Origin of the sequence: Rahnella sp. ChDrAdgB13 (assembly GCF_017655185.1) — a bacterium.
Lineage (GTDB): Bacteria > Pseudomonadota > Gammaproteobacteria > Enterobacterales > Enterobacteriaceae > Rahnella > Rahnella contaminans.
The window spans coordinates 86,297-109,977 of the sequence record NZ_JAEMGT010000031.1 but is presented as its reverse complement, the minus strand read 5'-3'; the positions used below and the strand labels follow the sequence as shown (position 1 = coordinate 109,977).

23 protein-coding genes are annotated in these 23,681 nt (G+C 54.3%); 5 read left to right on the top strand and 18 right to left on the bottom strand.

Translation table 11 applies throughout. The annotated features are described in order from the left end of the window. Positions 1 to 97: 97 nt before the first annotated feature. The 6 genes from accD to J8X26_RS10790 all read right to left on the bottom strand — a co-directional run bounded on the left by accD (position 98) and on the right by J8X26_RS10790 (position 5,990). Positions 98 to 1,015, bottom strand: a complete 918-nt coding sequence (gene accD / locus J8X26_RS10815; RefSeq protein WP_152324394.1) for an acetyl-CoA carboxylase, carboxyltransferase subunit beta — start codon at positions 1,013 to 1,015, stop codon at positions 98 to 100. A 262-nt stretch (positions 1,016 to 1,277) separates the two neighbouring features. Then, a complete protein-coding gene (locus J8X26_RS10810) occupies positions 1,278 to 1,946 on the bottom strand; it encodes a DedA family protein (RefSeq protein WP_152324395.1) in 669 nt (222 codons plus the stop codon). Between the two features lie 59 nt (positions 1,947 to 2,005). Continuing rightward, positions 2,006 to 2,836, bottom strand: coding sequence for a tRNA pseudouridine(38-40) synthase TruA (gene truA, locus J8X26_RS10805; protein WP_208950889.1), 831 nt, complete (start codon positions 2,834 to 2,836; stop codon positions 2,006 to 2,008). A gap of 2 nt (positions 2,837 to 2,838) precedes the next feature. Further along, positions 2,839 to 3,849, bottom strand: a complete 1,011-nt coding sequence (locus J8X26_RS10800) for an aspartate-semialdehyde dehydrogenase (protein WP_208950888.1) — start codon at positions 3,847 to 3,849, stop codon at positions 2,839 to 2,841. A 117-nt stretch (positions 3,850 to 3,966) separates the two neighbouring features. Beyond that, positions 3,967 to 5,094, bottom strand: coding sequence for a 4-phosphoerythronate dehydrogenase PdxB (gene pdxB / locus J8X26_RS10795; protein WP_152324398.1), 1,128 nt, complete (start codon positions 5,092 to 5,094; stop codon positions 3,967 to 3,969). An 89-nt stretch (positions 5,095 to 5,183) separates the two neighbouring features. Next, complete coding sequence (locus tag J8X26_RS10790; protein WP_208950887.1) at positions 5,184 to 5,990, bottom strand: helix-turn-helix domain-containing protein; 807 nt, start codon at positions 5,988 to 5,990, stop codon at positions 5,184 to 5,186. 128 nt (positions 5,991 to 6,118) lie between these two features. Here J8X26_RS10790 and J8X26_RS10785 point away from each other — a divergent pair, with 128 nt between their 5' ends. Together J8X26_RS10785 and flk are read left to right on the top strand one after the other, a co-directional pair. Then, entirely contained in the window at positions 6,119 to 7,024 is a 906-nt protein-coding gene (locus J8X26_RS10785) for a DMT family transporter (protein WP_208950886.1), read from the top strand. Positions 7,025 to 7,255: 231 nt separating this feature from the next. Beyond that, positions 7,256 to 8,305: a flagella biosynthesis regulator Flk gene (flk, locus tag J8X26_RS10780; protein ID WP_165058323.1), complete on the top strand. Its 1,050-nt coding sequence runs from the start codon at positions 7,256 to 7,258 to the stop codon at positions 8,303 to 8,305. An 8-nt stretch (positions 8,306 to 8,313) separates the two neighbouring features. Here the strand turns inward: flk and J8X26_RS10775 are convergent, their stop codons facing one another. Beyond that, entirely contained in the window at positions 8,314 to 8,769 is a 456-nt protein-coding gene (locus J8X26_RS10775) for a rhodanese-like domain-containing protein (protein WP_208950885.1), read from the bottom strand. A 100-nt stretch (positions 8,770 to 8,869) separates the two neighbouring features. On the opposite strand from J8X26_RS10775, the gene J8X26_RS10770 reads away from it, so the two are divergent. Further along, positions 8,870 to 10,345: a PLP-dependent aminotransferase family protein gene (locus J8X26_RS10770; RefSeq protein ID WP_244370477.1), complete on the top strand. Its 1,476-nt coding sequence runs from the start codon at positions 8,870 to 8,872 to the stop codon at positions 10,343 to 10,345. Here the strand turns inward: J8X26_RS10770 and J8X26_RS10765 are convergent. From J8X26_RS10765 to fabB, 4 genes are all read right to left on the bottom strand, one after another. Further along, entirely contained in the window at positions 10,338 to 11,462 is a 1,125-nt protein-coding gene (locus tag J8X26_RS10765; protein WP_152324404.1) for an SLC13 family permease, read from the bottom strand. The two genes, J8X26_RS10770 and J8X26_RS10765, sit on opposite strands and share 8 nt — an antisense overlap. 164 nt (positions 11,463 to 11,626) lie before the next feature. Then, complete coding sequence (locus tag J8X26_RS10760; RefSeq protein WP_208950883.1) at positions 11,627 to 13,105, bottom strand: PepSY domain-containing protein; 1,479 nt, start codon at positions 13,103 to 13,105, stop codon at positions 11,627 to 11,629. Between the two features lie 88 nt (positions 13,106 to 13,193). Further along, positions 13,194 to 13,667 (bottom strand): DUF2946 domain-containing protein, encoded by a 474-nt coding sequence (locus tag J8X26_RS10755; RefSeq protein ID WP_152324406.1) that lies wholly within the window; start codon positions 13,665 to 13,667, stop codon positions 13,194 to 13,196. A 131-nt stretch (positions 13,668 to 13,798) separates the two neighbouring features. Next, a complete protein-coding gene (fabB, locus tag J8X26_RS10750; protein ID WP_101076146.1) occupies positions 13,799 to 15,019 on the bottom strand; it encodes a beta-ketoacyl-ACP synthase I in 1,221 nt (406 codons plus the stop codon). A 169-nt stretch (positions 15,020 to 15,188) separates the two neighbouring features. On the opposite strand from fabB, the gene mnmC reads away from it, so the two are divergent. Next, entirely contained in the window at positions 15,189 to 17,219 is a 2,031-nt protein-coding gene (mnmC, locus tag J8X26_RS10745; protein ID WP_208950882.1) for a bifunctional tRNA (5-methylaminomethyl-2-thiouridine)(34)-methyltransferase MnmD/FAD-dependent 5-carboxymethylaminomethyl-2-thiouridine(34) oxidoreductase MnmC, read from the top strand. Between the two features lie 74 nt (positions 17,220 to 17,293). On the opposite strand, the gene J8X26_RS10740 is transcribed toward mnmC, so the two are convergent. The 6 genes from J8X26_RS10740 to prmB form a co-directional block, all read right to left on the bottom strand. Continuing rightward, entirely contained in the window at positions 17,294 to 17,572 is a 279-nt protein-coding gene (locus tag J8X26_RS10740; protein ID WP_152324408.1) for a YfcL family protein, read from the bottom strand. A 24-nt stretch (positions 17,573 to 17,596) separates the two neighbouring features. Continuing rightward, a complete protein-coding gene (locus tag J8X26_RS10735; protein WP_208950881.1) occupies positions 17,597 to 18,154 on the bottom strand; it encodes an elongation factor P hydroxylase in 558 nt (185 codons plus the stop codon). A 102-nt stretch (positions 18,155 to 18,256) separates the two neighbouring features. After that, a complete protein-coding gene (locus tag J8X26_RS10730; RefSeq protein ID WP_152324410.1) occupies positions 18,257 to 19,057 on the bottom strand; it encodes a sulfite exporter TauE/SafE family protein in 801 nt (266 codons plus the stop codon). A gap of 47 nt (positions 19,058 to 19,104) precedes the next feature. After that, positions 19,105 to 19,878, bottom strand: a complete 774-nt coding sequence (mepA, locus tag J8X26_RS10725) for a penicillin-insensitive murein endopeptidase (protein ID WP_101076466.1) — start codon at positions 19,876 to 19,878, stop codon at positions 19,105 to 19,107. Positions 19,879 to 19,963: 85 nt separating this feature from the next. After that, positions 19,964 to 21,049 carry a chorismate synthase gene (gene aroC, locus J8X26_RS10720; protein ID WP_152324411.1) on the bottom strand — a complete coding sequence of 362 codons (1,086 nt, stop codon included), beginning with the start codon at positions 21,047 to 21,049 and terminating at the stop codon, positions 19,964 to 19,966. Between the two features lie 74 nt (positions 21,050 to 21,123). Next, the gene (prmB, locus tag J8X26_RS10715; protein ID WP_152324412.1) at positions 21,124 to 22,056 is read right to left on the bottom strand and encodes a 50S ribosomal protein L3 N(5)-glutamine methyltransferase; all 933 of its coding nucleotides are present in this window, start codon (positions 22,054 to 22,056) and stop codon (positions 21,124 to 21,126) included. Positions 22,057 to 22,258: 202 nt separating this feature from the next. Between prmB and smrB the strand changes: the two genes are divergently transcribed. Next, the gene (gene smrB, locus J8X26_RS10710; RefSeq protein WP_104924666.1) at positions 22,259 to 22,798 is read left to right on the top strand and encodes an endonuclease SmrB; all 540 of its coding nucleotides are present in this window, start codon (positions 22,259 to 22,261) and stop codon (positions 22,796 to 22,798) included. An 84-nt stretch (positions 22,799 to 22,882) separates the two neighbouring features. On the opposite strand, the gene sixA is transcribed toward smrB, so the two are convergent. Then, a complete protein-coding gene (gene sixA, locus J8X26_RS10705) occupies positions 22,883 to 23,371 on the bottom strand; it encodes a phosphohistidine phosphatase SixA (RefSeq protein ID WP_152324413.1) in 489 nt (162 codons plus the stop codon). Between the last annotated feature and the right edge of the window lie 310 nt (positions 23,372 to 23,681).

The following is a 23,681-nucleotide window of genomic DNA, read 5'->3' as shown; positions in this document are numbered from 1 at the left end:
TGTCAGAACTGACGAAGAGTAAAAGCACAGCCAGGAGGTGCCGGGCGGCATAAAACAGGTTACCGCCCGAAAACTGACCGGCTTTTACCTCGTCCGATCAGGCATCCTGATGATGGTCAGCGGCAGAACCGTTGACAGGAACATGGACGTCAACCACATTCGGCTCCGGGTGCCCGGTCAGTTTCGCCAGAACGCTGCCGAGTTTGGCGCGCATGTCCGGACGACGCACGATCATATCAATCGCGCCTTTCTCAATCAGGAATTCACTGCGCTGGAAGCCCGGCGGCAGCTTTTCACGAACTGTTTGCTCGATAACACGTGGACCGGCGAAACCGATCAGCGCTTTCGGCTCAGCGACGTTGATGTCGCCCAGCATTGCCAGGCTGGCAGAAACGCCACCCATGGTCGGGTCAGTCAGTACAGAAATGTACGGCAGACCGCGTTCCTGCAATTTCGCCAATGCGGCGCTGGTTTTCGCCATCTGCATCAGCGACATCAGCGCTTCCTGCATACGCGCACCGCCACTGGCAGAGAAGCATACCAGCGGGCAGTTATCTTCCATCGCCTGTTCAACGGCACGCACAAAGCGAGCCCCCACCACCGACGCCATTGAACCGCCCATGAAGGCAAATTCAAAAGAAGCTACCACGATTGGCATACCGAACAGCGTGCCTTTCATGACGATCAGGGCGTCTTTTTCGTTGGTTTCTTTCTGTGCAGCAACCAGACGATCTTTGTATTTTTTGGAATCTTTAAACTTCAGAACATCTTTAGGCTCAAGCTCGCTGCCTAATTCAACCTCACTACCCTCGTCCATGAAAGTGGACAGACGCATACGCGCGGTAAGACGCATATGGTGGTCACACTTAGGGCAAACCATGAGGTTGCGCTCAAGCTCGGCGCGGTAAAGAACCTGCCCGCAGCTGTCACATTTAGTCCAGACGCCCTCAGGAATACTTGCCTTACGGGTTTGCGAGTCAGTGCTCTTACTAAGAATTCGTTCAATCCAGCTCATCGATAACCTTTCTGTTTGAACCCGGCCGAAGCCAGTCCGCTGTTCATGCTGTAACAAGTCCCCTGAAACCTACCCAAATACGCCTGCGCACGGAGTGTCAAAAAACCTCACACACCGCATTGCAGAAGGGTTGTTCGCAGGAACAGACCATAAATTGTCGCTCATTAAACCATAACGGCCAGACACTGTGGATAAAAAACTGGTCCACCCTCTGGTTTAATGTCTTAAATTTTAAAGCGCTTGCGCAAAAAATCGCCGCAGATTAATCCTGCTGACGCTTTTCTTTCGCCGCTGCGCGTTTGTGCCGCCAGACTTCTACCACACCCGGCAGAATAGAAACCACGATGATGGCAACAATCAGTAATTTCAGATTTTCCTGAACAATTGGCAGATCGCCAAACAGGTAGCCCGCGTAGGTAAACAGCAGCACCCAAATCAGCGCACCAATCACGTTATAGGCCGCAAAGTGTCGGTAGGACATATGCCCCATACCCGCTACAAACGGCGCAAAAGTCCGGACGATTGGCACGAAGCGCGCAAGAATAATCGTTTTGCCGCCATGTTTCTCGTAAAACTTGTGCGTTTTGTCTAAATAACTGCGACGGAAAATTTTCGAATCCGGATTGCTGAACAGCCGCTCACCAAACACCCGTCCGATAGTGTAGTTCACCGCATCGCCGAGGATCGCCGCAATTGCCATCAGCAACACCATCACATGTACGTTAATGTCATTACCCGGCAATGCCGCCAGCGCGCCAGCCACAAACAGCAGCGAGTCGCCCGGTAAAAACGGCGTCACCACCAGACCCGTTTCACAAAACAGGATCAGGAACAAAATCCCGTAAACCCAGATGCCATACTGCGCAACCAGCTCCGCTAAATGCACATCAATATGAAGAATAAAATCAATAATAAAGTGGATAAAACTCATTTGATTTACCGTCCCATGTATTCTTAAAAACGTGGCGTAAAAATCACGTGTACTGTTCCCTAATCTTCCAGGAACAAGGGGCCCATATTGACCTGAGGTAATGCAAATTTCTCAGGATAATCAACAGATACCAGATACAACCCTTCCGGTTTTCCGGTCGCCGCAGCCAGATTGCGATCTTTCGCTGCCAGCAATTCTGCCATCCAGCCTACCGGCTGATTTCCTGCACCGATTTCGACCAGGCTGCCAACAATATTTCTCACCATATGATGTACAAAGGCGTTCGCCTTGATATCGACCACCACATAATTACCGTGGCGGCTGACATTCAGATGCATCACATAACGCCAGGGCGTGCGCGACTGGCACTGGGACGCACGGAACGACGTAAAATCGTTTTCCCCGAGCAATGCCTGCCCGGCGAGTTGCATTTTTTCCACATCAAGCGGCATGTGGACGTGCGTCACACCGGTATGCAAAATCGCCGAACGGTAGCGATTATTGTAAATTACGTAGCGATAACGGCGTGCCGTGGCGCTGAAGCGTGCATGAAAATCTTCAGGAACACTGGCACACCAGCGCACGGCAATATCTTTCGGCAGATGGGTATTGACGCCCATCGTCCATGCGGCATCTTTGCGCAAAACCGGCGTATCGAAATGCACCACCTGCCCGGTGGCACTGACACCCGCGTCGGTACGCCCGGCGCAGAGCACCACAATTGACGCATCCGCCACGCGGCTCAGGGCTTTTTCCAGACATTCCTGGACGCTCGCCGCGCCCTGCTGTCTCTGCCAGCCATAATATTCACTGCCGTTGTACTCAATGCCTAACGCTACGCGACCCGCAACAACCGGAGCCGCGACGTCAGCAATTACATCATCGGACATTATCAGTACCAGTATTCGTTAATCAGTTTTTCTGCGGTCTCAACCGCCATCAGGGCACCGCCGAAACGCACGTTGTCAGCCACTGACCAGAATTGCAGTAATTCAGGCACGCCGTAGTCATTGCGGATACAACCGATGCTCAGATTCGCGTTACCGGAAGCGTCGCTGACCTGTGTCGGGAAATCATCTTCTTCGCTGAGGCTGATATCATCGATACGTTCGAGTTCAGTACGCGCCTCGTCCGCAGACAGCGGACGCAAACCTTCAAGATGCACAACCTGCGCATGGCCATAAAATACCGGTGACTGCACACAGCTGACGGAAATTGGCAGACCGTCATTTTGCAGAACTTTGCGAACCTGATCGACCAGACGACGTTCCTGAAGAACGCTGCCCTCTTCGTCACTCACCAGCGGCAACAGGTTAAACGCCAGCTGCTTAGTGAAAATACCTTCTTCTGCCGGGATACCGTTGAGCAGACGGGCGCTTTGCCCGGCCAGTTCGTCCACGGCGGCTTTGCCCAGCGCGGAAACAGAGAGCAGAGAAGTGACGTGCAGGCGGGCAAGACCGGCCTGTTCGGTCAGCGGCTTGATCGCCGTCAGAAGCTGGCTGGTCAGGCTGTCAGCAACCGCCACGATATTACGGTTACGATAATGGGACAGCGCGTCCGGGTTCACGCCCGGCACCACCAGCGGAATATCGTTTTCGAGTGAGAACAGACCGCTGCTGTCAATCACCAGACACCCCTGATTGGCGGCTTCTTCGGCATACAACGTCGAGGCTTCGGTACCGGCAACAAAGAACGCCAGCTGAACCTGGGACCAGTCAAACCCGGATGCCAGCTGCACGCGCAGGCTTTTGCCATTAAAGCGCACGGTCTGACCCGCACTGCGGTCGCTGGCCAGCGGGAAGAGCTCACCAACCGGGAACTGACGATCAGCCAATAATTCCAGTAACGCATCACCGACTGCACCCGTCGCGCCAAGCAGCGCAATATTCCAGCCATCAGACATGTTGGTATTCTCCAGAAATAAAAGTACAAAATACAAGGGGCGATGAATAATCACCGCCCTGCTTTCAAATAGTTATCGCGTCACTGTAGGCTAAAAAGCTTAAGGGCGCGTTAAGGCTTAGCCCGTAACGCTGTTAAAACCCAGTTTTTTCAGCACATCAGCAGTTGCTGCATCGTCGCAAATCACCCGCAAAGATGACCACTCGCGACGTTCTTCATAGAACTTGCGCAGCTTATCGAATTCGCCCGGTTTCCCGGCCACACGGCGCAAAGGCCGGTCATCGCGGCGCACATCATACACTAAGTGGATAAGCCGCAGCAGTTTGGCTTCGCTGAGCGCGCCACTGAGCATCACTTCGGCAAATTCCGGAGCAGGAAGTAAGGATTCCAGCGGCACGGTTTGCGGTTGTCCGATGAACTGGCTGAACGCTTCGAAAACCTGCGTGGTGCCACGTGCTTTGCCTTCCAGACTGTAACCGGCAATGTGCGCCGTCCCGATGGCGACTTTATCCAGCAGCGCCAGCGATAAATCAGGTTCCGGTTCCCAGACATCCAGCACGGCGGTCAGTTTTTTGCTGCCGTTAAGTGCTTCAAGCAGCGCGGCGTTGTCGACAACTTCACCACGGCAGGCGTTAATCAGAATACGGTCACCCGGCAGACGCGCCAGTAAATCCGCGTCGACCAGATGATGCGTGGCATAAGGGCCTGACATGTTCAGCGGAGTATGGAACGTCAGAATATCGGCTTCGGCGACCAGTTTTTCCAGCGGCCAGAATTCACCGGCATCGCCACGATCGGCGCGCGGCGGATCGCAAAGCAGCGTACGGACACCCAGCGCTTCCAGACGGGCGTTCAGGCGCGAACCCACATTACCGACGCCTATGATCCCGACCGTTTTGTCGCGCAGCTGAAAACCATCGCGCTGCGCAAGGATCAGGAGCGAAGAAAAGACATATTCCACTACCGCAATCGCATTGCAACCCGGCGCCGCCGAGAAGCCAATACCCTGCGTGGCAAGCCATGCGTCATCAACGTGATCGGTACCCGCTGTTGCGGTACCTACAAATTTCACCGGTTTTCCCGCCAGCAAACTTTCGTTCACTTTCGTCACGGACCGCACCATCAGCGCGTCAGCATCATTGAGCGCATCTTGTGGAATTGGGCGGCCAGGCACGGCCTGCACGTTCCCCAGCCGGCTAAAAAGCTCGACGGCATACGGCATATTTTCATCAACCAGGATTTTCACGTTTGTCTCCGGCAGCAAGGCCTAAGAAAGAATAGAAAATAAAGAGGACACTGATTTTGCCACGATATGAAATGAGATCCCAACCGGGTTTACCTGTCGTTACGAAAACGTTGTGGCGTGGTGCCGGAAATGTGCTGGAACATGGCAATAAACGCCGACGCCGAGCTATATCCTACATCCAGCGCAATCTCATGTACGGTTTTACCCTGCTCTAACAACGAGATGGCATGCAGAAAGCGCAACCGCTGACGCCACTGCGCAAATCCCATGCCTAACTCCTGCTGGCAGCGGCGCGAAAGCGTCCGTTCGGTGGTATAAACCTGCGTCGCCCATTGCGCCAGCGGCGTATTATCCGCCGGATTTTTTTCCAGCGCACTCAGCACCGGCGAGAGCAATTTATCTTCGGAAGTGGGCAGATAGGTATTCTGACGCGGTGCCAGACTGATTTGATCCAGCAGCACGCGACACATGCGCAGGTCCGCTTCAGTGACCGGCTCCGACATATTGCGCGAAAAGCAGTCATCAGCGATTGCATTGAAAATGGCCGTCGGCGTCAGCAAACACGGCGTGGAAGGCAGATCTTGATTCAGCGCCGGAGCGATATCAATCGCACAAAATCGCGTCGTTTTGCGGTTATAACTGGAATGCTCCACGCCGGCGGGCACCCAGATCGCAAACTCGCGTGGTGCCAGATAGCGCTTCCCCCCGACCAGCATCGCCAGAACGCCGGACTTCACGCAGATAATCTGGCTCCACGGATGTGAATGCTGAACATACTCGGAATTCCCTTCAACAATCTCGCCGCGAAACAACAGTGTCACCGGCACTTTTTCCGGCAACGGCGGATAATAGCGGGGAGACGACGGATGCTGAGATGAAGCACGTGGAGTTGGCATAAAACCCTATTGTCTGTGAGCGATACTGCAATTGTCTTAATTGCTTGAACAGTTGTCTGATTATCGTTATCTCTAACAAATAAGACAATCGTACACTTGCGTTACGATTTACTCAGAGACAATTTCCAATGAATGTACTTTTTCCGCTGCTGGCCGTGCTGATCTGGTCACTGAATGCGGTCGTCAGCAAGGCAGCCTCAGGTACGATAGACCCGGCTGCTATCTCTTTCTACCGCTGGCTTCTGGCGCTAGTGACGCTAACGCCTTTTGTCCTGCCCGGCGTTCTGCGTAACCTGCAAGCCGTCAGACAATACTGGTGGAAACTGCTGATCCTTGGCCTGCTTGGAATGGTGCTTTATCAGAGCCTGGCGTATTACGCCGCGCACAGCGTCAGCGCCCTGTTTATGGGGATCCTTAACTCCCTGATCCCGCTGCTGACCGTTCTGATTAGCTTGTTTATGTTGAGCGTGGTACCGACGGTCGGTGTGGCCGTGGGCAGCATTGTTTCTCTCAGCGGATTAATCTGGCTGGTCAGTGCGGGGGATCCGGCGCAGTTGCTGCAACACGGTATCGGCACCGGTGAGCTGATGATGTTTGCCGCATCGGCGTCCTACGCGCTGTATGGCGTCCTGACCAAACGATGGGCGATCCCGCTGCCGAACTGGCAGTCGTTGTATGTGCAGATAATTTTCGGCGTCTTACTGTTGCTGCCTAACTTCCTGATGGCGAAAGATGTCAGCCTGACCGTACACAATATTCCGCTGGTGGTTTTCGCGGGGATCCCCGCATCAATCATTGCGCCTTTTTTATGGATACAGGGCGTTATCCGCCTCGGCGCGAACAAAGCCTCTATTTTCATGAACCTGTCACCCATTTTCACAGCAATAATTGCGGTGTTGTTCCTGCATGAACACCTGCAAAGCTACCATCTGATCGGCGGCGGCATCACGCTGGTCGGGGTTATCCTTGCACAGCGTCTGCGTAAGCCTTTGTTTGGCCGCACATCCGGCGAACGGCACAAAGAAACGCGTTAAACCTCTCTGCCATCCCCCGTTCAGGGGGATGGCACCTTCCCCTTTTACGCTTTTGCGTACAGTAAGATGTTTTTACCCGCCGTTTTCAGAAACAATATCCTCATGAATGTTCACCGGGCTGCTATTCACGGTGTCGGTTAAAACACTTTGCAGGTATGATGAGGCGCTTCTGCGCTTTGCGCCGCGCTTACTCATCAAGCGACGTTTAAATTTCCAGCGAAGGACGGTGATATGCAACCTTTGAGCGGCCCGGGCATGCCGGTTGGCGACAACAGAACACAGCCCCAGGGTCAGACCGTTCCGGTTAAACCGGGAGGCGAATTACCGCTCACACCGGCACAGCGCACCACGCTGGAAAAGCTGATTGTGAAACTGATGGCGCTGACTCCCATAAAATCTGCTGAGATCTGGGCCAACCTGCGCCACGATCTTTCGCTGCCTCATGGTGCGGAAATCACCTCATCACAATTTCCTCAGGCGCAGACGTTGTTGCAGGGGAAACTGACTCAGGCGCAGGACAGCCACGCGACCCGCCAGCTGATGTTGCAGCTGACCGAGCTGTTGCCGCAGGGCAATAATCGTCAGGCCGTCAGTGATTTTATTCGCCAGAACTTTGGTCATACTGTTCTGAGCCAGCTGACGCATCCGCAGCTTCAGCAAGTGCTGGATCTGATCCAGACACGCCAGATGAATATTCCACAACCTCAGCAGACGCCGGTCACCGATCGCCCCCTGCTGCCTGCGGAACATAACAGCCTGCAACAACTGGTCACACGTCTCAGCGCGGCTACCGGTGAAGCGCCGGTCAAAGTCTGGCAGGAACTGTTCAATCTGGTGGGCGTAAAAGTCGGCGATTCGATCCCGGCTAAGCATTTTCAGCTGTTAAGCCAGTTCATGCAGGTAAAAGCGTCACTCAGCCAGCAAACCACTGCGCCGACGCTGACAACACTGCTGAGCGTACTGAAACAACCGGCCAGCACGCATGAAATACGTCAGCTCACCGAGTATGTCGAAAACCGTTTCAGCGCGACGTTATCCACGCCGCTGACGCCGGTTCAGGTCAGTGACCTGATTGGCGTATTGTTCAGCCAGCGCGTTGACCGCTCCCCGCACGCGGAAGACATCGATGACAGCTTTACCACCGTCTCACGTACCGATCCGCAGCCGATCATGAATCCTTTCGTGGCCATGTTGCCGCCTTCCATGCAAGCGCTCGGCGGCAAACCGTTAGTGTTTATCGCTTTTGTGGTCGTCGTATTGCTACTGTGGGCGGTCTTTTAAGGCGCTGCTCACGCACAGCCGCAATCTTCAGGGGCGGAGTCCGCCGGATAAACTCCGCGCGCTTCGCCCTTCTCGACCGGATGCCGGTCACGAGTCCAGAAATCCAGCCCGCCGATCATTTCTTTCACGCGAAACCCCAGCTTCGCCAGTTTGTACGCGCCCTGCGTAGAACCGTTACAGCCAATCCCGTCGCAATACGTCACATACACGACGTCTTTATTTAGGCCGAGGGTGCTTTCTGCCGTCATATTTTTATGCGGAAAACTGACCGCACCGGGCACATGACCGCGCGCATAATGTTCAGCAGAACGGGTATCAATAACCACAATGCCGGTCACGCCATTTTGTAAATCGGCTGCCACATCCACGGCATCGGTATAAAAGCTCAGTTTTGACTGTAAATAGGCCGCGCTGACTTCGGGAGAAGGCGGTTCGTAAGCCAGAACATAAGACGTCTGTGACATAAAATTTTCCTCTGCAATTTACTGTGTTGAAAACAGGTCCATCATCTCTTGTTTTGGCCTTATGATTAATACCAATTTACGTGCATCAATAAGACCCATTATGACTATCCTGCCTCAACCGTCAGCACTGATTACTCTTTTTGAAAACGCGGGCGAAATGCCCGGTCTGCGCGACCGGCTTTGCACGGTTCTGCGGCAGGCCATTAATACCGGTGCGCTGGCTGTCGGGCAGCGGCTTCCTTCTTCACGAATGCTGGCTGCCGATTTAAAACTCTCACGCATTACAGTGGAAGCAGCCTATGCGCAGATTGAGGCCGAAGGGTATTTGCAGCGCCAGACCGGAAAAGGCACGTTCGTCAGCCAGTCGCTTCCCCGCCCTTCCGCACCGCGTGCGAACGGCAGCGCACCAGCGAAATTTTCCACGCTTTCAGCACGTGGCCGGAATATTGTGGCAACCGGCGGCTGCAACGACCCGCTGTTCCCCAAGGCTTTTGCAGCGGGCTCCCCGGATTTACGCGCGTTTCCCCTGAAAGTCTGGAAGCAAATCACCGCTAAACAGCTGCGCACGCACGGCGAACGTTTGCTGGGTTATGGCGATCCGCAGGGATATTCGCCCCTTCGCCAGGCGATTGCCGGTTATCTGCAACAGTCACGCGGTGTGCTGTGTTCCGCTGATCACATCATGATCACCACCAGTTCCCAGCAGGCGCTGCAACTGCTGTCGATGTTGCTGATTGATCCCAACGATACGGTCTGGCTTGAGGAACCCGGTTATCCGGGAGCGCGTAATGCGTTTACCAGCGCCGGCGCGCGACTTTGTGCAATACCGGTGGATGAACAGGGCATCAATCCTGCTGCCGACTCTCCTTCGCCGCGCCTGATCTATCTCACGCCTTCTCACCATTACCCCACGGGTGTGAGCCTGAGTCTGCCCCGCCGCCTGCATTTGCTGGACTACGCCAGACGTCACGAAAGCTGGATCATCGAGGATGATTACGACAGCGAACTGCATTACGACGGACGCCCGCTTCCGGCCATGCAGGGGCTGGATAAGCATCAGCAGGTTATTTATCTGGGCACCTTCTCGAAGGTTTTATTCCCGTCGCTGCGTCTGGCTTATATCGTGCTGCCTCCCTCACTTGTCGCACCGATGGTGACGCTGCGCACCGTCAGTGACGGCCATTCTTCACAACTCATGCAGGCGGTGACGGCTGAATTTATGCAAAGCGGCCATTTCGCCTCGCACCTGCGTCTTTCCCGTCAGCTTTATCACAGCCGCCGCGATCATCTGCTGGAGCAAATCCGGCAAAAAATTGACTGGCTGACCCCGCAGGTTGCAGCCGGAGGCTTACAGCTTGCGGCGCATTTGCCCGCAGGACAAGAGCAGCGCCTCAGCGCACTGGCCGCAAAAGCGGGGGTTGAAACACCGCGGCTTTCACCGCTGTTTCTCAATCAGAGCGAACCGCACGCGCTGCATCGTGATGGCTGGCTTCTGGGCTTTTCTGCCCTCACTCCCGCTGAAATCACCTTCGCCGTTAACCGGCTGGCCGCTCTCGATACCGGCGCGATCAGCTGACTAACGGAAGCAGGAACCAGCCGGTAAGACCGCTGAAGAGCAGAAACGGGAAAGAGTAAAAGTGAAATTTCAGCCAGATTTTTCGGTCATTCGCCATGCGCAGCGCAATCAGATTAGCCAGCGATCCCATCGCCAGACCAAAGCCACCGGCGTTCACAGCGTAAGCGAGTAACGGGCCGGAAGGCAGATAGTTGATCATCAGGATTGTCGCCGGAACGTTGCTGATCACCTGAGATAAACCGATGCTCAGCAGATAATGTCCGTAATCCGGCAGCCCGTTAATTCGCGCGAAGACCGGCTGTAAAACGTCTAATCCGACAATCAGGCGTACATCGATAAACATCACGATAAACACCAGGATCAGCGGCCAGTCGATCCGCAGCAGGACTTTTCGCGCCAGCAGCAGAAAACACAAAATCACCGCCAGTAAGCCGTACAGCGCCAGCCCCAGATCCACGCAGGCAATAAACACGACATACAGCACGCCGCAGCTGGCTAAAAGGCGTTTCTGAAACGGATAGCCCTGATTGTTCGCCGTTTTTTTAAGGCTGCGCGACGGGAAACAAAAGCCGGTGACAATCAGCAATGCAACCAGCGTTACCAGCGCCAGTGGAGCCATTTGCCCGATAAAATGCAGGAATGACTGGCCGGATTTATTCCATAAGAGGATATTTTGCGGATTGCCAATCGGCGTGAGTAAGGATCCGGCATTCACCGCCAGCGCTTCAAAGATAATCAGCCGCGTAACCGGCAGCGACGTCAGTTTTTTCAACGTAATCGTCAGCGGGATCACGATAAACAGTGCCACATCGTTGGTCATAAACGTGGAAAGCACCGCCGCCGCCATCACCAGAAACAGTGCCAGCCGGCGTTCATTGTCGATGGCATTGATCATCTTGCGGCCAACAAAATCAAAGTAGCCGCTGACTTCCACGCCTTTGGTCAGCATCAGCAGGCCGAGCAAGGTGATGATGGTGTCCCAGTCCACGAACAGCGGAAACTGCATGATTTTCTCAGTCTGGAACAGCGTCAGGGCGACGCCCAGCAACACCAGAAGATGCAAGAATCTGTCGCGTAGAAAGGGTTTAAAAACTGTGCTGAAAGCCGTTATAAGCATGGTTTTTCTTAATTAAAAAGCCGGTTATCCGATGCGCTGACGTTACCCGAAGAAATTAATCGCTGCCACTCCAAAAATGATTTCCCCGAGGCATCGCGCAAATAAAAAACCGGCGCTGCAAATATTGCAGCGCCGGAAGAGAATTCGGCTTAAAAAGCCCGAATTCAGCTCAGGGCTGAAGCCGTTTTCAGCGCCTTTTTCTGATGCTGCCAGCGCACGATATCAATCAGCAGGAATATCAGCAGGCTGCCGCCCATGACCGGCAAGGAAATTGCTAAACCCAGAGTGACCAGCGCTATCGGGCATTGCAAGGCAAAAGGCACCCGTTTCCAGGTTTGCAACAAGGTGATGGCCGGGCTGCTGCTGCTGACGTCGCCCTGACGGCGCAGCCACCACAACCGGTATCCCCAGGCAATCATCGTGCAAAGCCCGGTGCCAAAAGCAACCAGAATGACCTGATTCCAGATGCCAAACAGGATGCCCATGTGAGCATCAACGCCCCAGCGCGTGAGTTTCGCCAGCAGAGGGAAGTCCGCAAAACGCACGTGGTCGGTAATCTGTAATGAAACCGGATCGACCGAAACCGCATCAACCTGTGTCGGCCAGCTGCGGTCAACTTCCGTCACCGTCCACGCTTTATCGGCAGTATAAGCCGGGCGGATTTCTATCCGGTGCGCCTCAATACCTGACGCCCTTGCCGCCTGAACAACGCCATCGAAAGTGAGTGCGGAAACCGCCACGGCAGCCGGTAAGGCGGGCATCTTGTCTCCTGACATATTCATGCCAGGCATATCCGGCATCTCATCCATATGCGCATGATGCTCTGCATGTTCATTTGCAGGAGCAGCCACTGACTCAGGAGATAAACTGGTTTTGACCGCCGGTGTCATCCAGCCCATATAGGCACGCAAGACACCAATATTGTCCCCTGCCCACTGCGACCACGTCAGCCCCGTTGCGGAAAAGAACAACAGTCCTGCCAGCAGAATCACGCCCAGCGTGCTGTGCCAGTGGCGGCTGCGCTGCTGCTTTTCAATTTTTTCGCTCAGTTTGCGTGACGTACGGAGTTTTCGGCGTCCGGTGAACCAGAGCGCGACACCGCCCAGCGCGGCTACCCATAACCATGAGGCGGCCAGTTCACTGTACACGCGGCCAATATCGCCCAGTAACAGCCCGCGATGTAAATCATCCAGCCAGGTGCGGAATGGCAGAATCCCGCTGGTTCCGTAAACTGTCATGTCGCCTTTTACCGCCAGCGTCACCGGGTCGATGAATATTGCCCGGCTTTTGGATGCGCCCAGTTGCGGATCAGAAAACATCACCCGCGTGGTATCTCCGCGTTCCGGCGCAGGTCTGACGGCATAAATTTTTGGATTTACCCCTGCCACTTTTGTCGCCGACGCGATCTGACGTGAAAGCGGCTGTGATGCGCCCTGTGAATCGGTGAATAGCGCGTCCGAGTACAGGTAATTTTCGAGCTGCGGCGTCAGCACATACAGCGTGCCGGTCAGCGCAGCGACGAAAATAAACGGCCCGACAAAGAGGCCTATATAAAAATGCAGACGCCGCAACAGGGCGAGAAACGCGGTTTGCGCAGACAGTTTTTCCCCTGCGTTTGCACGCAGGTTTGCAGGCTGGTTCATAAATCTGATTTCCTGAATTTCAAATAGCACATCGCTAACGCCGAAAAATCGTCGTTAACCTGAAAAGAAATGGCTTAAAAAGGGAAGATCAGAAAACAGGCGGAGCGCGGGCTTGTGAATCGGTAAAGAACAGCGAAGGTACATAACGTTGTTTGAGAGAACGCGGAGGCGCACGGCTGGAAAGCTCCAGCGACCAGAGCATCGGCATGGCCTGCAAACCGAACAGCGGTAAATGCGCCAGCAGCACACAATAACCGCAGGCAGCATCGCTCATGTCGCCGGAAATCAGCCCTTTCACGGTGTCATGTTGCGCCGTTTTACAGGCTTGCGGATGGCAATGTTCACCTGATGTTTCGGTGTCTGACCACCCCATATCAGCCATTTCCCCCTCCGGCATGTCCATATCGGACATCACCATTCCGGGCATCATCATGTGCTGCGCACCCTCAGCCACCCGTGATTTAGAAACCACCGGTGCGATAAACAACATCAAAATCGCCACAATACCCAGCCAGGCCGGGAAGTGCCGATGTCGGTGATGAAGGCGTTGGAGTGAGAGCATTATGTCAACAAGGTGAAAATAATAAGCGGCGAAATTGTACCTGAATTGTTGAAATATAACAGAAGGGATAAACAACGGACGTAAAAAAGCCCGCTCGAAAGCAGGCTTTATTTTTAGCTTAACGACAGGAATTATTTGTCGTTTTTCAGCTTACGCATCACCAGAGTGGCGTTGGTGCCACCGAAGCCGAAGCTGTTGGACATCACAGTCGTCAGCTCGCGCTGAGTCGGTTTAGTGATGATGTCCATGCCTTCTGCCTGCTCATCGAGGTTTTCGATGTTGATGCTTGGCGCGATGAAACCGTGTTCAGCCATCAGCAAGGTGTAGATAGCTTCCTGCACGCCCGCGGCACCCAGAGAGTGACCTGTCATGGCTTTAGTGGAAGACAGTGCCGGAGTTTTGGAACCGAACACTTCACGGATTGCACCCAGTTCTTTTACGTCGCCGACAGGGGTAGAAGTCCCGTGAACGTTAACGTAATCGATTGGGGTATCCACGCCGTTCATTGCCATTTTCATGCAACGCACTGCGCCTTCGCCAGATGGAGCTACCATGTCTGCGCCGTCAGACGTTGCGCCGTAGCCAACGATTTCTGCGTAGATGTGTGCGCCACGTGCCAGAGCGTGTTCCAGCTCTTCAACCACGACCATACCGCCGCCGCCTGCAATGACGAAACCGTCACGCGCTTTGTCGTAGGTACGGGAAGCTTTTTCGGGGGTTTCGTTGTAGCTGGTGGACAATGCGCCCATCGCGTCAAACTCACACGCCATTTCCCAGCACAGTTCTTCACCGCCACCGGCAAAGACAACGTCCTGTTTGCCGAGCTGAATCATTTCTACCGCGTTACCGATGCAGTGAGCAGAGGTTGCACAGGCAGAGCTGATGGAATAGTTAACGCCACGAATTTTGAACGGAGTTGCCAGGCAGGCAGAAACGCCGGAAGCCATCGCTTTGGTCACCATGTAAGGGCCAACGCCGCGCAGGCCTTTGGCACGCATGCCGTCAGAACCCGCAACCTGGTTGCGTGGAGAACCGCCGCCGGAACCTGCAATCAGGCCGGTACGTTCGTTGGAGACCATTTCAGGTGTCAGACCGGAGTCTTCAATCGCCTGTTGCATGGACAGGTAAGCGTAGATCGAGGCATCACTCATGAAACGCACAATCTTACGATCGATAAGGCCTGCGGTGTCTAATTTGACATCACCCCAGACGTGACTACGCATCCCGGCATCTTTCAGCTCTTGCGAGAAGGTGATCCCAGAGCGACCTTCCTGCAGAGATGCAAGAACTTCCTGCTTGTTGTTACCGATGCTCGAGATGATACCCAGGCCAGTAATCACTGCACGTTTCATTTAATACCTCTTGTACTATTCACCATTTGGGATTTCGTCACGCACTCTAGCGTACAGTTGTACGCCGAACAAGTCCGATCAGCAATTCCTTGTGTAAATCGCGGTAAATTTGCGCGAGGTCAAACGCAGCGTTAAACTCCGGCATCGCCTTGAACTGAGAGAGTTTCACGTGAGCCACAGCCCGATCACGCCCGCTGAATTAAGCTGGAACGAACAGGGTACACCTGTTTCCCGACATTTTGATGACGTCTATTTTTCCAATCAGAGCGGCCTGCTGGAAACACGTCATGTTTTTCTCAACGGCAACCATTTTCCGGCGCGTTTTTCCGCCCATCCTCGCCCGCTTTGCATCATTGCCGAAACTGGTTTTGGCACTGGCCTGAACTTTCTGTCACTGTGGCAGGCCTTCGACGCTTTTGGCGAGGAACATCCCGACGCCACCCTGCAACGCCTGCATTTCATCAGCTACGAGAAATTCCCGCTGTCTGCCCGTGATCTGGCGACAGCGCATAGGCAATGGCCGGAACTCGCCGCGTATTCAGCACAACTTTGCGAACAATGGCCGATGGCTTTTTCCGGCTGCCATCGCCTTCTGCTGGCGGACGGACGTATCACCCTCGACCTGTGGTTCGGCGATGTGACTACCCTGCTGCCCGCATGTGACACCAGTATGAATCAGCAGGTCGATGCCTGGTTTCTTGACGGCTTCGCGCCTTCCAAAAACCCCGATATGTGGACTGAAGACTTGTTCCGTTCGATGGCCAAAATGACCCGCCCGCAGGGAACGTTCGCCACTTTCACCGTCGCCGGTTTTGTGCGTCGCGGCTTGCAGGACGCGGGTTTTGACATCGCTAAAGTGCCCGGATTCGGTGAAAAGCGGCATATGTTATCCGGCGTTCTGCCTGCAGGAATTGATATTCCTCATCCTGCGCCGTGGTATTTCCGCCCGCCCGCTAAAAATGCCACTGAATTTGCGATTCTTGGCGGCGGCGTCGCCAGCGCCGTACTTTCGCTGGCGCTTTTGCGTCGTGGTTATGCCGTAACGCTGTACTGCGCCGATGAAAAACCTGCGCTTGGCGCATCCGGTAACCGTCAGGGCGCTGTTTATCCGCTGCTCAATGGCCGTGGCGACACACTGGAAAATTTCTTTGCGCACGCCTTCACCTTCGCCCGCCGTCAGTATGCGCAGCTGGAAAAGCAGGATGTACCTTTTGACCACGGCTGGAGCGGCGTGACGCAGCTCGGTTATGACGAAAAAAGTCAGGGCAAAATTGACGGCATACTTAAAGGTGGCTGGCCGGAAGAACTGGCAAAGGGGCTGAGCGAAGAAAATGTAGAAGCGTTATGCGGATTGCCGTGCGGCAGCGGCGGCATCACGTATCCGCTCGGTGCATGGTTGTGTCCGGCGGAACTGACCGCCTCGCTGCTCGCACTGGCGCAAACGCAGGGATTAGCGGTGCATTATCGTCAGCGGGTCACGGCGTTAAGCCGCGATGCAAACGAAAACTGGACGCTGAAGTTTGCTGACGGACATGAAACCCGTCATCAGGCCGTGGTGCTGGCAAACGGCGCGGATATCACTGATTTCACCCAGAGTGAAAAACTCCCGGTTTACGCGGTCAGCGGTCAGGTTTCACATATTCCGACCACACCGGCGCTGAGCAAGCTGAAGCAGGTGCTGTGTTACGACGGTTATATGACGCCAGTCAGCCCGCAGAACCAGCATCATTGCATCGGTGCCAGCTATCATCGCGCCGATAAATGTACGGATTACCGCGAAGACGATCAGCAGGAAAACCGTCAGCGCCTGATTAACTGTCTGCCACAACAGCAATGGCCGCATGACGTGGATGTCCGTGAAGGTCAAGCCCGCAACGGCGTACGCTGTGCAACACGCGATCACCTGCCGATGATTGGTTCCGTGTCTGATTACGACGCGCTGCTGGAAAGCTATCAAAAGCTCGATCTGGATGTTAAGCGCAACCGTCCGGTTGCGCCTGCACCGGTATACGAAAATCTGTTCCTGTTTGGCGCGCTCGGCTCACGCGGACTGAGTTCCGCGCCGCTTGGAGCAGAAATTCTGGCCGCGCAAATCGCCGGTGAGCCCATACCTCTGGACAGCGAAACGCTGGCAGCTCTCAATCCAAACCGTATGTGGGTCAGAAAATTGCTGAAAGGCCGTCCGGTCGAATCGCATTAATTTGCTCTTTCTCAGGCAATAAAAAAGCGCAGCCGGTTAATCCGCTACTGCGCTTATTTTTACTGAAAAGAAGATTAGTTTGGCAGGGAAGCCTGATAGAGATTTTCCCACATCCCCTGCACGAGAAGCTGATCGCGCGGCGAAAGTTCTCCGGCTTTAATGGCTTTATCCAGCCCATCCTGAACACGAATTTTCAGCGCTTCGGCGGTATGTTCGCCATTCTCTTCCGCCTCGGCAACCGCGACGGTCAGATGGCCTCGCAGATAGCCACTGGCAAATAATTCATCGTCGCTGGCGCTTTCGACCATGTCGTCGATCAGCGTTAAAATCCGCGTTTCAAATTCTGCGATCATCACTCTTCCTCTCGTATTCAGTTCTTATTCGACCGGCTGCAATGCAGGGAAATCTGCAGGCGTCAAAGGGGCCGTATTGTAAAACGATTGTAACGCTTTAATAAAGCGCGCCGGTCTTTCAGGAATGCCCTGCTCCAGCATGCGCAGCACTTCTTCGCGGACTTTATTCTGGAAGCCCACGCGATCCGGCTCGCAATCGCCGCTCAGATTGTCACAGCTGACGTTGAAATTAAAACCCGCCGCAGCGCAAAACAGCCATTCATAAGATTGCGGTTTGATTTCCACTTTTTCAAATTCGCTTTGCGTTTGTGCGTCACGACCGTCGGGGCAGTACCAGTAGCCAAAATCGACCAGCTTGCGGCGCTCAGCACCGGCCACGCACCAGTGCGAAATTTCATGCATGCCACTGGCGTAATAACCGTGTGCGAACACAATGCGGTTAAACGGTTCTTGTTCATCAGCAGGCAGATAGATCGGTTCGTCGTCGCCTTTTACTAAGCGAACGTTAAATTCCTCAAAGAAGCAGGAATCAAAAATGTCGATCAATTGATGATAGTTATGTGTTGCAGTCGAATCAGACATAATTGCAGTGAAACTCATTAAAGTAAGATCAGGGGCGACAATATACCCTTGTTTAAACGCGTATTTTCATGACTTCAGGCAAGCATTTTGCTGCTGCTGACATTATAAATGCAGGCTTAACCACTGGTGGATTTCTGCACCATGATTGTCATAAATCAGTTTGCAGCTCATCACCACCGAAACGACCACCACCATCGGGCGGATCATCTTCTGGCCTTTGGTGAGCACCATGCGTGCGCCGAGACGCGCGCCGATAAACTGCCCTGCCATCATCACAAATCCTAATCCCCAGACAACTTTGCCGCCCAGAATGAAGAACAGCAGACCACCAAAGTTTGAGGTGAAGTTCAAAACTTTGGCGTGCGCCGTAGCTTTAGCGAGGTTAAAACCGCATAACGTCACAAAGCCTAATGCGTAGAACGAACCGGCTCCGGGGCCGAAAAAGCCATCATAAAACCCGACGCAGCCGCCACCGACCAGTGCATAAGGGAGCGCAGAAAGACGTCGCTGGCGATCGCTTTCGCCCAGCTTCGGGGTCAGCAGGAAATACAGCCCGATGCAGATGATCAGCAGCGGCAGGATCTGACGCAGCATATCGGCCTGTAAGCGCTGGATCAGGATCGCTCCCAGCACAGACCCCACAAACGTGCAGGCAATGTTGAGCTTCTGATCGTTAAGATCCACCACTTTCCGGCGCACGAAATACAGGCTGGCGGAGAAAGAACCGCCTACCGCCGAAAGCTTGTTGGTTGCAATCGCCTGGGCCGGAGATACCCCGGCTGCCAGCAATGCAGGCAGGCTGATAAGGCCGCCCCCGCCTGCGATTGAGTCAATAAATCCCGCCACTAACGCTACTAAAAACAGAACACCTACTACCCAGGGGGCAACAATCAACCAGTCCATTTTTCTATCAGTCCCGCTTTACGTGGCGAAGAGGTATTGAAACGTTATTAAAGAACGTGTTTATCCAGCAGCGCCTGACAAGTTGGCGGCAGCGGAGGTGGCTCAGATTTCACCGGTTTACCTGTCGAAGGTTTCGGTGGCAGGAACCAGCTTTGCAGCTCGGCACCACATCCGTCACCCGGAGGCGGCGGAGCCTGATTTTCACATTCGGTGCTCCCCGCAGGGCAACGCAGACGCACATGCATATGCGCACGATGGCCAAACCACGGACGCACTTTGTGCAGCCATTCACGGTCTGCACCCGCATCCTGACAAAGCTGCTGTTTGATCGCCGCATTCACAAAAATGCGCACCACGTCTTTATCCTGCGCTGCCATTTTGATCAGCGTTTCGATACGCGGTTGCCACTGGCTCGGCACAATAGATTTGCCATTAGCACTGACCAGATCGATAGGCTGGGGTTTGAGCAGCATCTGCTCGCTCCAGCGCTGACGCGGCAGTTGCAGCCAGATATCCACATCCAGACCGGACTGATGGCTGGCATGGCCGCTGCTGAAACGCCCGCCCGCAGGCATCGCCATATCGCCGACCAGCATGGTACCCAGCCCTTTTTGCTGTGCCTGAGTACCGAGTCGCGTGATGAACGCCAGTAAATCTGGCTGGCCGAAATAACGACGCTGATCGGTACGCATTACCTGATAATCCGGTGAATTCAGCGGCAAAGGTTGTGCGCCAATCTGACATCCGTTGGCGTAACTTCCCACTGCCTGCGGCGCGCCGGAAATCGGTTGAGTAATTTTCTGCCAGGGCGTTGCCGCCATGGCCGGTGCGCAAAGCGCAAGCGCCAGAAGACTGGCGCAGGCGGTTTTAAACGCAGGAACGTTACGTAAGAATTTCATCGAAGGCTTACCAGCGTGGCACGGTGGAATGAACGTCGCCGTTCTGGGCACGCTGACGCAGCAGGTGATCCATCAGCACAATCGCCATCATGGCTTCGGCGATCGGCACAGCGCGGATCCCCACGCACGGATCGTGACGGCCTTTGGTGATCATCTCAACCTGCTCGCCTTCACGGTTAATAGTGCGTCCCGGAACGGTGATGCTGGACGTCGGTTTCAACGCCAGATGCGCAACCACCGGCTGGCCGCTGCTGATCCCGCCGAGAATGCCACCTGCATGGTTGCTTTCAAAACCGTTTGGCGTAATTTCGTCACGGTTTTCGCTGCCACGTTTGCTGACTACGGCAAAACCGTCACCGATTTCCACGCCTTTCACGGCGTTAATGCTCATCAGCGCATGCGCCAGATCTGCATCAAGACGGTCGAATACCGGCTCGCCAAGGCCAACCGGCACATGCTCGGCAACCACGGTGATTTTGGCACCTATCGAGTCGCCTTCTTTTTTCAGCGCGCGCATCAGTTCGTCCAGCGCTTCCAGCTTGCTTTCATCCGGGCAGAAGAACGGGTTGGTTTCGACCAGATCCCAGTCTTTCAGTTCACAGTGAATGTCGCCCATCTGGGACATATAGCCGCGCACTTTAACGCCGAATTTTTCGAGCAGGTATTTCTTCGCTACCGCGCCTGCGGCCACACGCATTGCGGTTTCACGGGCAGAAGAACGCCCGCCGCCGCGATAGTCACGTACGCCATATTTTTGTTCGTAGGTGTAATCGGCATGGCCAGGACGGAATACGTCTTTGATCGCGCTGTAATCCTGCGAGCGCTGATCGGTATTCTGGATAATCAGGCCGATGCTGGTGCCCGTCGTCACGCCTTCAAATACGCCGGACAGGATTTTGACTTCATCCGCTTCACGGCGCTGCGTGGTGTAACGCGAGGTTCCCGGACGACGACGGTCGAGGTCGTGTTGAAGATCTGCTTCTGTCAGCGAGATGCCCGGCGGTACGCCGTCAATGATGCAGCCGAGTGCCACACCGTGAGATTCGCCGAAGGTGGTGACGCGGAAAAACTGCCCAATACTGTTCCCTGCCATCACGGCTCCTTAACCATTAATAAGTTGTTTATTTGCAAAATGACCGGCTGACGAACAGCCGGTCAACAGGGTGTTTAGTCGCGGTAAGCGCGGAACTCTTCTGCGCAATCAAGCAGTTGCTGTTTAGTCAGCATGAAGACACCGTCACCGCCGTTTTCAAACTCCAGCCAGGTGAACGGGATCTCAGGGTATTGATCCATCAGATGTACCATGCTGTTGCCCACTTCACAAATCAGCACGCCGTCATCGGTCAGGTAATCCGGCGCGCAGGCCAGAATGCGGCGGGTCAGTTTCAGGCCATCGCTGCCGGAGGCCAGACCGAGCACCGGTTCGTGGCGGTATTCCTGCGGCAAATCGGACATGTCTTCTTCGTCAACGTACGGCGGGTTCGTGACGATCAGGTCGTATTGCAGCGGCGGCAGTTCACGGAACAGGTCAGAACGGATTGGTGTAACCCAGTTCTCGATACCGTGCGTGTCGATATTGCGCTCGGCCACGGCCAGCGCGTCTGCAGAAATATCCACGGCGTCCACTTCCGTTTCCGGGAAAGCATAAGCACAGGCAATCGCAATACAGCCGCTGCCGGTACACATGTCGAGGATGTGCTGAGGCTTGTCGTGCAAAATGCCGGAGAAGCGGTGGCTAATCAGTTCACCAATCGGTGAACGCGGCACCAGAACGCGCTCATCGACATAAAATTCCATGTCGCAGAACCAGGCTTTGTTGGTCAGATAGGCGACCGGAATGCGCTCGTTGACGCGGCGGATCACGCGCTCAACAATACGATGACGCTCACTGGAGGTCAGACGCGCCGTGTGCATGTCTTCAGGAATGTCGAGCGGTAAAAACACGCTTGGCAAAACCAGCTGCACGGCTTCGTCCCACGGATTATCGGTGCCGTGACCGTAATAAACATTGGCCGCATTGAGGCGGCTGACGGTCCAGCGCAGCATGTCCTGAATGGTATGCAGTTCACTGACGGCTTCGTCGACGAAAATTTTGTCCAATTTTGTTCTCCAGGCAGTACAGGGTTTTTAACAGACGTTTAACCCGTAATTTTCCGCATAGTTTGCCACGAAGCCCGCCACAAATCAGTAGCTAGTCAACGCACTTGCGCGACGCCTCGAAGAATTTAACCCTGAGTTTTCTTTAAACCGCAGGGTGACGGAAGGTACACTGTCGGAATTGAGCGAAAATGACGATAAAAAAATGAAGAAAAAACACCGACTGAGCCCGGAGGAAGCGGCCCTGTTTCGTGAAGCCGTTCCGGGCGTCAAGCGCCTGAAAAACGATACAATTACTCACCGTCCGCTGCGAAAAAAAGTGTCAGAGTTGTCACCAAAAAAGCTGATTCAGGAGCAGGTGGACGCCAGTTATTATTTTTCTGATGAATTCCAGCCGATGTTGCAGGAAGAAGGCCCGGTTCGTCACATCCGGCCAGACGTCAGCCATTTTGAATTGAAGAAATTGCGCCGCGGAGATTATTCCCCCGAGCTGTTTCTTGATTTGCACGGTTTAACGCAGAAAGAAGCCAAGCAGGAATTAGGGGCGCTGATCGCCGCCTGCCGCCGCGAACATGTTCACTGCGCCTGTGTGATGCACGGTCACGGCAAACATATTCTCAAACAACAAACCCCGCTTTGGCTGGCGCAACATCCGGACGTCGAAGCGTTCCATCAGGCCCCGAAAGAACTGGGTGGCACCGCCGCCCTGCTGGTGCTGGTGGAACTGGACGACAAAATAAGCTGACCCCGTACAAACATCGATTTCAGGAAACGAGAAAGGCACAGCCGAAGCTGTGCCTTTCTTTGTTTAGCTTTCCGTCCCGGAAAACTAAACCTTAGCCATGACCTGGCACGGACTAAACTGCCAGTCAAAGCTGCCCTGCCCGGTTTGCGCATTCAACTCCACGCTTGCCATGGCAGAGGTGGCGAACATCGGCGGGCAAACTCCCGGGCACAATTCTGCGACCAGATAGCCGACCAGCGGCAGGTGGGAAACGACCAGCACAGCGCTGACGCCGGTCAGCGCCAGATGTTGCAGTTCACTGGCGACCAGAGCAGGATCACCGCCCGGCGTCAGCTCTTTGAGAATATCAATTTCTACGTTTTCAGGCAGAGAAAGACACTGGCGAACTTTTTCAAGCGTCTGCTGCGCACGCAGGTACGGACTGACCAGGACGCGATCAATTTTGACGCCACGACCATTCAGCCAGGCCGCCATATGGACTGATTCGTCACATCCGCATTCGCTTAACGGGCGAACTGAATCGCTGGCAGCTTCGAGAACTGCATCACCGTGACGCATAATTACAACTTGCATATTGCACCGCTTTTGTTAACAAAAATAGCGCTATACAGAAACGCCGTGCGTGCTGTATTACCCATTGCCCAGCTGTTTTTCATCATGTTTAAAATGACCTTTCTCATTACAAGATAGCTGTAAGGCAGTACATCCACTTAACCGGCTGTGCCCACATGCTTTGCATGGTAAGTATCAGCGGTCGGGCATTTTGCCTGAAAGTTCACGTAAAGAAAACGCTGTTTTTTACACCAACACTTACCGCTTGTAAACTATTCAGGCGATTATTTAACCACTCCGGTTGTAGATCAATCGGTTGGGATCGTTTCTG